Origin of the sequence: Niastella populi (assembly GCF_002078015.1) — a bacterium.
Taxonomy (GTDB): domain Bacteria; phylum Bacteroidota; class Bacteroidia; order Chitinophagales; family Chitinophagaceae; genus Niastella; species Niastella populi.
This window is the reverse complement of the sequence record NZ_LWBP01000199.1, coordinates 240774-254264: the sequence shown is the minus strand read 5'-3', so window position 1 is coordinate 254264 and position 13491 is coordinate 240774. Positions and strand designations below refer to the sequence as shown.

Sequence of the window (13491 nt, the reverse complement as noted above, 5' to 3'; positions counted from 1 at the left end):
ATATAATACAATTCTTATAAGTATACGATCACCAGCAGCGTCGCTACGGAAACGATCACCCACAATATCAGCCCCTGCAAAACGGGTTTCAACCCTATACTTCTTACCGGTTTGCCCGATAAGCCGCAGCCTATAAGAAAAAGCGTAACCGTCAATACCGACCTTGAAATGCCGGAAATATATGCACTGTATTGCCGAACCGCCGGGAAAAAAGAATTTACACACATAGCCACTACAAACAACCCGATAAACCAGGGGATCTTAATACGCACCTCCCGGTTCCTGAAAATAAAAGTGCTGATGAACGTTAGCGGAACGATCCACAAGGCCCGGGTAAGCTTTACGGTTGCCGCAATGTCAAGCGCCTGGGCGCCGTATTTCCCCGCAGCACCTATTACCGAACTGGTATCATGGATGGCAATGGCGCACCAAAGTCCGAACTGTGTCTGATTCAAATGCAAATAATACCCGATCAGGGGAAACAATACAAGGGCAATAGCATTTAAAATAAACGTGGTGGCCAGCGCTACGCTTATCTGTTTTTCTTCGGCCCTTATAACCGGTGAAATGGCGGCAATGGCGCTTCCGCCGCAAATAGCAGTACCGGCCGCAATCAGGTACGAGGTTTTATTATTGGTTTTAAAAATACGACCGGTCAAATACCCGGTAAGCAATGTGCATAGTATGGTTACTATGGTGATCAAAAAACTTTCCTTCCCGGTCTTTAAAGCGGTACCAATGTTCACGCGAAAACCCAGGCTCACTACAGAAATTTGCAATAGAACATGTGATACCTTATGGTTCAAATGCAGGTAGGGGTGACCGATAAACCGGGCAATGATCAGTCCCACCAGCAACGCAAATGGCGGGGAAATGAGGGGAGAAATACAAAATACAAGCGCCAGTAGAAACACCAGCTCGCGGGTAGTAATGCCTGTTTTGCCGAAGGTTGCAGGGGCAAGGTTTTTGTCCAGGAATTTTTGTTCTTCTTTTGGCCTGATTTTATCCGTTTCCATTTTGTGCATATAATTATTCCGGGCACAAAGTTGATGAACGGCCGGCCGAAAGAGAAATGACCTCTTTTAATCTGCTATAACTTTAAGTTATCGGAGGAAATGAATTTCATAAACAACCCGGTAAGGGGCTGGTTATCGCCCTGTTGTTTTACAAAGAAGAAATTCCGCTCAATATGCAGGTCTTTTATATCGATGATGGTAAGCTCGTTGCTTTTTAATTCTTTCAGGATCGAATGAATGGAAAGGAATGCAAAGCTGCCGGAACTGCTGATATATGATTTTATGCTTTCAGTACTTTCCAGCACCATTTCGATCTTTAACTGCGACAGCTTAACGCCGGCCTTCTTTAATGCAGCGGCGATCACTTCCTGCGAACCGGATCCCTGTTCCCGCATCAGCAGGGGCAGTTCCTTTATTGCCGGCAGCGACATGGTTTGTTTTTTTATCAAGGGGTTACCGGTGCGGGTGCAAAGCACTATTTCATCTTTGAGGAAGCTCGTATACCTGATCTGTAGGCGTTTTGATTGTCCTTCAATAATACCGAAATCAATTTTACCAGCTATAAGGGCATTCTCGATATACTCGGTATTGTTTGTTGTAAGTGCGATATTGATCTCAGGAAACTTTTGCCGGAATGAAGCGAGGTATTTGGGCAGCACATATTGTGCAACGGTGGTGCTGGCGCCAATGCGCAGGGTTCCTTTTACGTTTTCGTTGATAGCGGCCAGATCAACTTCTATATTGCGGTAAATGGCAAAAAGCTGTTCAGCATGTGCCAGCAGGGTAGTACCTGCCGGGGTGAGTTTTATTTTTGTACCGTTGCGCTGAAATAATTGGGTCTTGTAATAAGTCTCTATTTCATGAATGTGTTTGGTTACCGCCGGTTGCGTAATAAACAACTCTTCCGCCTTTGGTAAAATTCAATCTACGGGCAACAGTATAAAATACTTTTAGTCGAAAGTCGAACATGGAACGCTAAAATACACAATTGCCGTTTTCCTGCAAGCTTTCCGGCAGCACCGCCAGGTATGAAAATATTCCCTGACGGCCCTGTTTTGAATAAAAGAATGAACAAAGAGCATATGGAGCAGGATGCATTCCTTCAATAATGAACTATTTTTGCGCATTTGAAATCAAACAGTCAATGAGCAAACAAGTTCCCCAGGTGAAGTATAATACCAGTTATCCTTCCATTGAAGACCTGCGCAATAAGGCCAAAAGAAAGATCCCGAAATTTGCCTTCGAGTACCTCGATGGCGGATGTAATGAAGACGTAAACCTGTATAAGAACACGGCAGAGATCAGGGAGGTTGAACTGGCTCCCTATTACCTCAGCAAACACAGGGGGTCTAACCTGCAAACCGAGTTGTTCGGCCATGTATACGATGCGCCTTTTGGCATTGCGCCCGTTGGTTTACAGGGGCTCATCTGGCCCAATTCGCCGCAGATCCTTGCCAAGGCGGCCCTGCAGCATAATATTCCTTTTATACTTAGTACGGTTACTACGGCCGATATTGAAACCATTAGTAAAATTACGGAAGGCCGGGCCTGGTACCAATTGTACCATCCCGCCGCCGATGAAGTGCGTGACGATATTTTAAAACGCCTGGAAGCCGCCCAATACCCGGTGCTGGTGTTGCTGAGCGATGTGCCTTCGTTTGGTTTCCGCCCAAGGGATATTCGCAATGGCCTGGCCATGCCGCCCCGCATGACGCTGAAGAATATTCTTCAGATCATGACGCGGCCTGAGTGGGCATTGAAAACCCTGAAGTACGGTACGCCTAACTTTGCCACCCTGAAGCCCTATATGCCAAAAGGGTTAAACATGAAACAGCTGGGACTGTTTATGAACCGCACGTTTGCCGGCCGGTTGAATGCCGACAAAATTGCTCCCATTCGCGATAAATGGAAAGGGAAAATTGTAGTGAAAGGAATTGCCACCGAGGCCGATACCGAAATGTGTATCAAACTGGGTGTTGATGGCATTGTGGTATCGAATCACGGCGGCAGACAGCTCGATGCAGGTCAGTCGGCCATACAGTCGATGCACCCGATCATCGATCGTTATAAAGGAAAAATAAAGATCATGATGGACAGCGGCCTGCGTTCGGGACCCGATGTGGCAAGGGTAATGGCTGCCGGCGCAGATTTTACCTTTATGGGCCGTTCATTTATGTACAGCGTGGCTGCACTGGGCGATGCCGGCGGCGATCATGTGATCGCCATGCTGAAAACCCAGTTGCAACAGGTAATGGAGCAAATTTGCTGTGAGCAGATCGTTGATCTGCCGAAGCATATCATTAAATAATACTTTCCGTATAAAATGGGTAAGCCCTCCCAAAACATCGGGAGGGCTTTTTATATGGGTTCAATCTTCGTCAGGCCATCATGAGCACCTTTGCCGCGCCAACATATTTTACGGGTTTTATTTCCATACCATTTATTACTCCAAAGGCAACGCCCAGCGCAATCACGGTACTGCAATCGGCCGGTTTGTTTAACGGCGCCTCCAGCGTTAGCCGGCGGGCGGGAGCAGAGGCGTTCACCGGCAGCCAGTCACTTTCGGTATGATTGAAAAAATACCCATCTCTCACTCCCGGCTGGTAACCATGTTCTGTATAATAAATATCAGGTGCCAGTCCGGCCACGGCGATAAACTTATATACAGCAAAATTACCGGGCGCCATAAAGTTGATGCCTGGCTCAAGCGCCGGCAGGTCGATATAGATCTCTTCTTCCTGAAGATGGCAGATTACCGGTGTTCTTACTATTGTTTCAAACAAAAAAGTGCGGTTCAACGTATAACCCTCCAGTAACCGCGGTTGCCTGGTTAGCATAATATGCCGTTTGCCATAATCGCTTTCAGTATCCATTTTTTGAATGGCCCGCAGCAGCGCATTGAACGGTGCCGTAATGTTGTGATCGGCCAAAAAAAGCAACGGGTGCAATACCCTTTTTATAAAGGCTGCAGATATTGCCCTGCCGCCAAATTCCATATTGTTCCTGCGGGTGAGCTCAAAGTTTGGTGAATGCTTTACCTGTTTTTTGGTAGGACCGCCCTTTTTACGCAGTATTAATTTATCTGAGCCGCGCATTTTGTAAGCGCTCAGGTTTTGGAGAGAACCGGTGAATTGAATAGTACCGTCGAGTTTTGCCATAATGTTGGGTTTAATGGTGAATGACGAAGATTTACATTGACAGGCAATGCATCTATATTATAAAAACAAATAAACAGTGTTCCGGTACTATCCCGGTGATATTTCAGCCTTAAATAAATCCGCAATATCCCGGGCTTATCTCCGTAATATATCGGGAATATATCCGGGATATCTATTCACCTTCCCTATGAAAGACAGGATGTATTTGCGCTGAAAGCCGCACCTGGCAAGGGCGGAACCCTGCCGGGCTTATTTTGCGAAATCAAGCCGGATACTGTAAGGAAGTTACGGTGTCCGGCGCCTGGTCAACTTATCGACCTTACAACTCCTCCTTGTCTATATCGGGAATTAACAATATATTAGTGGGGTTCTACGGTCATTGCTAACCAGTATTTTATCCGCTGATAATACCTGAGCCTGACGGTGCTCATAAACCCCGCTTAGGGTGGGGCAAACGCTGAAATTTCTAAATCGCTGAGCTTATTCACATTGGGGCCTTCAATTGTGGTATAATCCAAAATTTGTAACTGGCCCGAATTGCTTATTTTTGTTACAACTTAACGGATCAGTATGCAGGAGAACATCATTGACCTAAAGCACGTAAATATCTATCAGGGGAACAATCTTGTTTTACAGGATGTAAACTTTAAAGTTCAAAAAGGGGAATTCGTTTACCTGGTTGGTAAAACAGGTACCGGCAAAAGCAGCCTGTTGAAGACCATGTATGGCGATCTGCGCCTGAAAGAAGGAGATGGTACCGTGGTAGGTTTTAACCTGCGTGATATGGACTGGAAAAAAGTTCCTTTCCTTCGCCGTAACCTTGGCGTGGTTTTCCAGGATTTCCAGTTGCTCACCGATCGTAATGTAAACGATAACCTGCGTTTTGTGCTGCGCGCCACCGGCTGGAAGGATGAAAAGCTGATGGATGAAAAGATCCTCGATGTGCTCGATAAGGTCGGCCTCAAAGCCAAAGGCTTTAAAATGCCATTCGAGTTAAGCGGCGGCGAACAACAACGTGTTGATATCGCCCGCGCCCTGCTCAATTCACCCAAGCTGATTTTGGCCGATGAGCCTACCGGTAACCTCGATCCCGAAACTTCCGATGAGATCATGCAGCTGTTGTTCCACATCAGCCGCGATTATGGTACCGCTATCGTAATGGCTACACACGACTACATCGTTATCAATAAATACCCGGCCCGTACGGTACGTACCGAAAGAGGCCGGGTTATTGACAATGCTAAAATAACCATTGAATAAGCCGTTGTGCGTTGCGTTTATTGTCGAATGTGGAAAGCAGTAACGTTTTTCGCAAACGGATCTCTTCTTCCGCAAATGGCTGCCGGTACAACTGAACGATCTGGCTTTTGAAAGCCGTAGCATTGTTTCCGATATGGCAGGCCGATTCAAGTCCCGTGCTTTGTACCGTAGCTTCATTTACCAGGCAATGCCGCCCGTTGAAGAGGGCATTCAGCAATTTCAGCTTAACTCCTGTTACGTTGAAGGATGGCAGTATGTTTATCTGCGCCTTGCCGATCATATCCTGCATTTCCTGTTCAGATGGATCTGCCACCAGGCAGGCATTACCATACTTATTGGCTATACGCTGTAACCTGGGTGAAGGATGCTTGCCTGCGATCACCAGTGGGATCTTCAGATCGTTGAACACTTTCTTTATTAGCCAAATGGCCGCTTCTTCATTTTCGTTTACCGACAGGTTGCCATGGTATAAACAAAAGCAGCCTACGCCTTCAGGCGCCGAAATTTCACTAAATGGTAAAAAAACCGGCAGGGTAGCTACCTGTTTTGCGCCAAATTCTTTCCGGTAGGTGTTTGAATCCTGTTCCGATACGGCCAGTACCAGCGCTTTATTGGCAATACTTTCTTCGTATTGTTTCAGCAGCCTGCTCTCATTCAGGTAATACATTTTTTTGAAGAGGGAATGGCTTGAATGGAATAACTGTTTGTAGTATTTATATTCCACATTGTGCAGGCGAAGCACCATTTTGCGGCTGTTGAAACGTTCGTCCTGTAACAGGTAGGTACAATGTACACCTTCCAGCAAAATGGGGTGACTGTCCTTCAGTAACCTTTCTTCCAGTTCTGCATTGGTGCGGGATGCTACTATGTAAGGCAGTTTATGGGAGAAACCTTTGTGACCGCACTGACGCGGATAATAAAAAACTTCGGCGCAATACTGCTCCAGTTCCTCCTGCTGGCTGCGTTTGTGTTCAAAACAATGTAAATGGATACGGATGCCCTGCTGATACAGCGCTACCAGTTTATAAAAAAGGTCGAAATAGCCGCCATGATCAACCGGGTAGGGTACGTCGAATGAAATGATATGTACATGCTTTTCCACTGGCTAGAATATGTTTTTATAGAACTCCAATAGCTTTTTTTCTTCCTGCTGCCAGTTAATGGCTTCACGGGCCTGTAAGCAATTTTGTTGCAACTGGTTATATAATTTTATGTTATTTAATAATTCATTTAGTCCCCCGGCTATTGCTTCGGGCGACAGATCATTAATAAGAACAGCGATCTGGTACCGATTGTTTATTGCTGAATAAGCCGGGTAATTCACACACAATTGCGGCAAACCGGCATGCAGGTAATCGAAGAACCGGTTACCAAGTGAATGATAATTGTTCATGCCGTTATTTTCAAACAACGTAACCCCCGCCCAGGCATTCAATGTGTATTGTCTTAACCGGGCAGGTAATATTTTACCCTTGAATATAACCTTCTCCTGTAACCCATGTTCCTGCACCAGTTGGCGGGCATTCTCCATAAAATTGCCGTCGCCACAAATGATCAACCGGGCATTTACATATTTCATTGCGGGGATCAGCGTTTCGAAACTCCGGCCTTCGTTCACCGCTCCCTGGTACAAAATATATTTTTCCTGTTTATCGGGTATTGCGATCGGGTGCAGCACGGGCACATTTCGTACCACATCGTATTGCACCTGGTATAACCGGTTAAATTCCGCGGCAATGGCCTCATTTACGGTATAGCCATATTTAAAATGAGGAACGGTATGTTTTTCTACCCATTTCCAAACCCGGTATACCGCCGGCCGGGTAACCACTTCCTTCATTTCGCAAAACAGCTCGTGTGCATCATAAACGCGGGGAAGGCGTTTTAGTTTGGAAATATAATAAAAGGGGAGAATGGTATCGAGATCGATGGCGCAAACCGCGTCTGCTTTTTTGAACAATAAATAGACAAACAGCCGCAGGTTGTATTCGAGGTAACTTAATTTGCCGGTGCGGGTAAAACAAAACAGCCGCTTTTGAACGAAAGGGCGGGGCACCAGGGCCGGGGTGTTGCCCCATCGCCGGCCGATGAGGGTTACCGCATAACCGGCTTCGGCCAGAGATGTGCAAATGCGAATCATCCGCTGATCGTAATTAAGATCATTTGTAACTGCGAAAACAAGCCGTTTCATTGGGTTTGTAAGGGTAACTTTTTTACTATATGTAGCTGACAGATAATTAGTTAGCGTTTATGGTTTATAGTTTATGGTTTATGGTTCGTTCAATTTTGGAATGTATAACTAATTTCGGGCCTCAAAATAGCACTTGTTTATTGTTTGTGGTTTGTTGTTTGTAGTTCTTTCTTTCAGATCTCTGAGTAATTTCGAGCCTCAAAATAAGGCAATCGGTTTATGTTTTATCATTTTTTGAGTCTAAACAATTGAAGGCGAGCCTCAAAATGAGGAGTCAACCAGAAACTACAAACCATAAACCACAAACTGCTTGATTTCAGTACTGTAAAACAGGCAAAAACAGGTTTTTCTTTCTAAAAAATTCCACTCAATTATAATTTTTACATACCTTTGCCGCCAAATTAAGAAGATAATTTCTGGATGTTTTTAAAAAAATTGAGATGCCTTATTTAACTAAAGAGAAAGTTTCGAGCGTATTTGCACAATATGGTGGCAATGCTAAAAACACAGGTTCCACTGAGGGCCAGATTGCGTTGTTGACAGAACGCATCAACAGTATTTCTTTACACCTTCAACAAAATAAGAAGGATTTCTCTACTCACCGTGGCTTAATGCAACTGGTGGGTCAACGTAAGCGCCTGCTCACTTACCTGAGCAAACATAACCTGCAAGGTTACCGTGCTTTAATCGAAAAACTTGGAATCAGAAAATAAGTTTATATTATAATAAACAACTATTCCCAACTGTTTTCCGGTTGGGAATAGTTGTTTTTGCTATACTTTTTTTCTGAACTTGTTGTTTTAAATAACCGGTTGCTGCTTATTGCCGGCGCTACATCCCACCTATTGCAGGCTTTAATAGCGACCATTAAACTACATTTTTAGTATGCTCTCTCAACCAATTAGCGTAACTTTTGATATAGGGGGCGGACGCGAGGTTTCTATTGAAACCGGCCGCCTGGCCCGTCAGGCCGACGGAGCCGTTACAGTTCGCCAGGGCAATTGTATAATTCTGGCCACTGTTGTTGCCAACAAAGAGCCTAAAGAAGGACAATCTTTCTTTCCCCTGGTAGTTGATTACAATGAAAAATTTGCTTCTGCCGGCCGTATTCCCGGTTCGTTCTTCAAACGCGAAGGTAAACTGAGCGATTATGAAGTACTGGTAAGCCGTTTGATCGACCGTGCTTTACGCCCGCTTTTCCCTGAAGATTATTTATGCGATGTTCAGGTATTGATTACACTTGTTTCAAGCGATAAGGAAGTAATGCCCGATGCACTCGCGTGCCTGGCTGCTTCTGCGGCGCTTGCCGTTTCAGATGTTCCCATTAAGGAGATCATTTCTGAAGTGCGTATTGCCCGCATCGAGGGTCAGTTCGTAGTTAACCCCAGCCGTACCGAGCTGGCAAAGGCCGATATGGATTTCATCATTGGCGCTACCGACAAAAACCTGATGATGGTGGAAGGTGAAGCCGAAGAATGTGCCGAAGAAGACCTGGTAAAGGCCCTGGAAATTGCTCACGACGCCATCCGCGTTCAGATCAAAGCACAGGAAGAACTGCGGGCTAAAAAAGGGGTAACCGGCAAAAGGGAATATACAAAACCCGAGCAGGATGCCGAGCTGCAACAAAAAGTGGCCGACTTTGCAAAGGATAAGATCTACCAGATCAGCCGCTCTGCTTCTGCAAAACACGAAAGAAGCGATGCTATCGATGCATTGAAAGATGAACTGATCACCAGCCTCGGCGAAGAAGTGGAAGACAATGTGAAAAAGCTGGCTAAAAAATATTTCGACGATCTGCAATGGGAAGTGGTTCGTAACATGATCCTCGACGACCGTATCCGTTTGGATGGCCGTCAGCTCGACCAGGTTCGTCCGCTCAACATGGAAGTAGACGTTCTGCCTTCACCACACGGTTCTGCGCTGTTCACCCGTGGCGAAACGCAGTCGCTGACCACTGTTACCTTAGGTACGCCTTTGGATGAACTGCTGGTAGAGAGCGCGGCTGTGTCTGATTACACAAAATTCATTTTACACTATAACTTCCCGCCATTCTCAACCGGTGAAGTGAAAATGATGCGCGCCCCCGGCCGCCGCGAAGTTGGTCACGGTAACCTGGCCATGCGTTCGCTGAAGAAAATGATGCCCGGCAATGAGTATCCTTACACGGTTCGTATCGTGAGCGATATTCTTGAATCGAATGGTTCTTCTTCCATGGCCACTGTTTGCGCCGGTTCACTGGCGTTGATGGATGCCGGTGTACCCATTCCAAAACACGTAAGTGGTGTGGCTATGGGATTGATCACCCGCGCAAGCGATGGCAAATACGCCATTCTTACCGACATCCTTGGCGATGAAGATCACCTTGGTGATATGGACTTTAAAGTAACCGGTACCCGCGATGGTATTTGCGGGGTGCAAATGGATATCAAGATCGATGGCTTAAGCATGAACACTATGCGTGAAGCGCTGGAGCAGGCCCGTAAAGGCCGCCTGCACATCGTTGAAGCGATGTATGAGAGCATCGGCGAAGCCAGAAGCGAGGTGAAACCTCATGCACCGAGAATGGAGAAATTGTTTATCGACAAGGAATTCATTGGTGCGGTGATAGGGCCCCAGGGCAAGATCATTCAGGAAATTCAACGCGAAACCGGCGCTACCATCAACATTGAAGAAGTTGGTAACTACGGCGAGGTCAGCATCTTTAGTCCGGCCAAAGAAGGGCTTGACAAAGCTGTTGCCTGGATCAAAGGCATTGTTGCCGTTCCTGAAGTAGGTTCGGTATACGAAGCCACTGTTAAAGGCATTAAAGAGTTCGGCGCATTCGTTGAATTCCTGCCTGGCAAACAAGGTTTGTTACACATCAGTGAAATAAGCTGGAAACGCCTGGAAACAATGGAAGGTGTGCTGAAAGAAGGCGAGAAGGTGAAAGTGAAACTGATCGGTATCGATCACAAGACCGGCAAGTTCAAACTGAGCCGTAAGATCCTGATGCCAAAACCTGAAGGAAAGAAACCGGAAGGGCCGACAGCATAGTAATTCAAACTATTGAAATATAAAGAAGGTCTGTAATGAAAATGCAGACCTTCTTTTATTTAAGCTAGTTGACGAGTTAACCCGTTAACTAGTTAACTTGTCAACGAGTTAACGTAAATGCAGAACTATATTCATATCAAATTTCAACCGGTAACAAAGGAACAACAGGAGATACTGTTGGCGCAACTTACAGAACTTAATTACGAAGGTTTTGAAGAAGGCGTGAATCATATTTCTGCCTATATCCCTGACGACCAATACAACGAAGCAGACACTTACCAACTGGTTGCAGGTACCGGTACGGCCATAACCAAAGAGGTGATAGCGCCGAGGAACTGGAATGCGGAGTGGGAGCAGCATTTTCAACCGGTGGTCATCGATGATTTTTGTGGTATCCGCGCCCATTTTCATGCGCCGCTGGAAAAGGTGCAGCATGAAATTATCATTACGCCTAAAATGAGCTTCGGTACCGGTCATCACGCCACCACGCACCTGATGATCCAAAACATGCAGCAATACGATTTTAAGGGAAAGAACGTACTTGATTTCGGAACCGGCACCGGCGTACTGGCAATACTGGCCGAACGGCTGGGTGCCGGCAGTGTTACAGCTATCGACAACGACGAATGGAGCATCACCAATGCCGAAGAAAATATAGCGCTTAATCACTGTTCGAACATTGCACTTTCACGGGCAGACAGCTTACAAATGCCTACCGAATTCGACATCATATTGGCCAATATCAATAAACATGTTTTACTGGCAAATATGGGCGGAATTAAACAACATTTAACACTGGGTGGCGTTGTAATTATGAGTGGACTTTTAACGGGTGACAGGCCTGATATTGAAAAGTGCGCAAAAGACAATGGATTGAGAGTGATTGATTATAAGGCAAAAGGCGACTGGATGTGCCTGCTGTTTAAAAAATAATAACTCCGGGAACCTTATAGTTATCAATTAATTAACTTTTTTTCCATATTTTCGTTATCTAACTTCAACCAACTATTCAATGAAAGAAGCTTTACTCATTGTAATAGCATATTTGATCGGCTCTATTCCAACAGCAGTTTGGGTTAGTAAAGCATTTTTTGGAATCGATATCCGTGATTACGGCAGTGGAAATGCCGGTGCTACCAATACTTTCCGTGTTTTAGGCTCCCGCTGGGGCACATTTGTCATGATCATTGACATGCTCAAGGGCGTAGCCGCTACCAGTTTATACATTCTTCTCCCATATTATACGCACAGCGAGTTGGAAAGAACCAACTTTATGGTTGGTCTTGGTTTGGCCGCCGTAGTGGGTCATATATTCCCTATCTGGGCCGATTTCCGGGGCGGAAAAGGAGTTGCCACCCTGTTTGGAATGATCCTCGCCATTCAGCCCCTGGTGGCTGTACTGTGTGTGGGCATTTTCCTGGTGGTATTGTACCTTACCCGGTTTGTATCACTCAGCTCTATTTTAGCCAGCATAGCCTTCGCGGTTTTCATTCTCGTCATCTTCAATGAAAAAGAACCATTGTACAGGGCTTTTGCCATTGCTGTGGCCCTGCTGGTAGTGCTCACTCATCAAAAGAACATCACCCGTTTATTGCGCGGCAGCGAAAGCAAAGTGCCTATCTTAAAGTACCGCGATCGCCGTAAAGAACGGAGACGCAGTAAATAGACATAATTCATAGGCATTCCTGAGTTGTTCAGTTGTTCAGTGTTCAGTTGTTCAGTTGTTCAGTTGTTCAGTTTGCCGTTACACGGTAAGCGGGCGGTAGGCTATTTGTGGCAATTAATTCCCACCTACACATCAATAATTGTTATTATTTAAAAATAACCTTGTTGATTTTCTTAATTTGATGGTATTGCTTTGATTTTATAAGTTTGTAAAAGAATGAGTTACATTCTGCGGTCAACACAGGAATTTGTTGTTTCACCGAACAGGTTGGTATAAGGATTGTTTAAATAAAATGAAGTAAATACACAAGGAAATGAAACAAGTCATGTATAAAGTTATGTTTGCCGCTGTTTTGGCAACAGGCATAGCTTCCTGCTCGCAGAACTCAATTACAGGCAGGAATCAATTATCGTTGTACAATGAAGCCGACATTCAGTCAATGGCCGCCCAGCAATACCAGCAGTTTTTAACCGAGAATAAAGTAGTAAGCGCCAGCGCCAATAAAGACGCTGAAATGGTGCGCAGGGTAGGCGCCAGGCTTGTACAGGCCATCAATCGGTATTATTCCCAGAAAGGCCTGACAAAAGAACTGGAGGGCTATAAATGGGAATACAACCTGGTTGATTCGAAAGAAGTGAATGCCTGGTGTATGCCCGGCGGTAAGATCGTAGTATATACCGGTTTATTGCCCATTACACAGAACGAAGCCGCGCTGGCGGTGGTGGTTGGCCATGAAATTGCCCACGCCCTTGCCAAACACGGTAATGAAAGAATGAGCCAGGCTTCGCTGCAGCAGTTGGGCGGTGTGGCCTTACAAACTGCCATTGCCAATAAAAGCGCCGCTGCGCAGAACATTCTGCTGAGCGCCTATGGTATCGGCAGCAATGTAGGCGCCTTATTGCCTTTTTCCCGTAAACAGGAGCTGGAAGCCGACCGCTATGGCCTTATATTCTCGGCAATGGCCGGTTACAATCCACAGGAAGCTATTCCTTTATGGGAAAGAATGAAGGCCGCCTCAGGAGGGTCTAAACCACCAGAGTTCCTGAGCACCCACCCGGCCGAAGATACCCGTATAGCCAGGCTGCGTGAATTGATGCCTGAAGCTATGAAATACTACAAACCTGTTGGCAAATAGTGGTTTTTTATAATATTACCAGGGCGCTCCAC

General features: G+C 45.7%; 12 protein-coding genes. 7 read left to right on the top strand and 5 right to left on the bottom strand.

Going from position 1 to position 13491, the window contains the following annotated elements:
- Positions 1–14: 14 nt before the first annotated feature.
- A complete protein-coding gene (locus A4R26_RS22590; protein WP_081168778.1) occupies positions 15–1016 on the bottom strand; it encodes a YeiH family protein in 1002 nt (333 codons plus the stop codon).
- Positions 1017–1090: 74 nt separating this feature from the next.
- The gene (locus tag A4R26_RS22585) at positions 1091–1915 is read right to left on the bottom strand and encodes a LysR substrate-binding domain-containing protein (RefSeq protein WP_242674991.1); all 825 of its coding nucleotides are present in this window, start codon (positions 1913–1915) and stop codon (positions 1091–1093) included.
- Positions 1916–2160: 245 nt separating this feature from the next.
- Between A4R26_RS22585 and A4R26_RS22580 the strand changes: the two genes are divergently transcribed.
- Complete coding sequence (locus A4R26_RS22580; RefSeq protein ID WP_081168776.1) at positions 2161–3324, top strand: alpha-hydroxy acid oxidase; 1164 nt, start codon at positions 2161–2163, stop codon at positions 3322–3324.
- A 70-nt stretch (positions 3325–3394) separates the two neighbouring features.
- On the opposite strand, the gene A4R26_RS22575 is transcribed toward A4R26_RS22580, so the two are convergent.
- Positions 3395–4174, bottom strand: a complete 780-nt coding sequence (locus A4R26_RS22575) for a hypothetical protein (RefSeq protein WP_081168774.1) — start codon at positions 4172–4174, stop codon at positions 3395–3397.
- Between the two features lie 570 nt (positions 4175–4744).
- Here A4R26_RS22575 and A4R26_RS22570 point away from each other — a divergent pair.
- A complete protein-coding gene (locus tag A4R26_RS22570; protein WP_081168772.1) occupies positions 4745–5434 on the top strand; it encodes a cell division ATP-binding protein FtsE in 690 nt (229 codons plus the stop codon).
- Here the strand turns inward: A4R26_RS22570 and A4R26_RS22565 are convergent.
- Together A4R26_RS22565 and A4R26_RS22560 are read right to left on the bottom strand one after the other, a co-directional pair.
- A complete protein-coding gene (locus tag A4R26_RS22565; protein ID WP_081168769.1) occupies positions 5415–6536 on the bottom strand; it encodes a glycosyltransferase family protein in 1122 nt (373 codons plus the stop codon). The genes A4R26_RS22570 and A4R26_RS22565 overlap by 20 nt on opposite strands.
- Positions 6537–6539: 3 nt before the next feature.
- Complete coding sequence (locus A4R26_RS22560; protein ID WP_242674990.1) at positions 6540–7625, bottom strand: glycosyltransferase; 1086 nt, start codon at positions 7623–7625, stop codon at positions 6540–6542.
- A gap of 440 nt (positions 7626–8065) precedes the next feature.
- Here A4R26_RS22560 and rpsO point away from each other — a divergent pair, with 440 nt between their 5' ends.
- From rpsO to A4R26_RS22535, 5 genes are all read left to right on the top strand, one after another.
- Entirely contained in the window at positions 8066–8338 is a 273-nt protein-coding gene (gene rpsO / locus A4R26_RS22555; protein WP_081168767.1) for a 30S ribosomal protein S15, read from the top strand.
- A 172-nt stretch (positions 8339–8510) separates the two neighbouring features.
- Positions 8511–10658 carry a polyribonucleotide nucleotidyltransferase gene (gene pnp / locus A4R26_RS22550; protein WP_081168765.1) on the top strand — a complete coding sequence of 716 codons (2148 nt, stop codon included), beginning with the start codon at positions 8511–8513 and terminating at the stop codon, positions 10656–10658.
- 117 nt (positions 10659–10775) lie between these two features.
- Positions 10776–11591: a 50S ribosomal protein L11 methyltransferase gene (gene prmA, locus A4R26_RS22545; RefSeq protein WP_081168763.1), complete on the top strand. Its 816-nt coding sequence runs from the start codon at positions 10776–10778 to the stop codon at positions 11589–11591.
- A gap of 79 nt (positions 11592–11670) precedes the next feature.
- Positions 11671–12324 carry a glycerol-3-phosphate 1-O-acyltransferase PlsY gene (plsY, locus tag A4R26_RS22540; RefSeq protein WP_081168761.1) on the top strand — a complete coding sequence of 218 codons (654 nt, stop codon included), beginning with the start codon at positions 11671–11673 and terminating at the stop codon, positions 12322–12324.
- A 313-nt stretch (positions 12325–12637) separates the two neighbouring features.
- On the top strand, positions 12638–13459 hold the full coding sequence (locus A4R26_RS22535) for a M48 family metallopeptidase (protein ID WP_081168759.1): 822 nt from the start codon (positions 12638–12640) through the stop codon (positions 13457–13459).
- Positions 13460–13491: the final 32 nt, after the last annotated feature.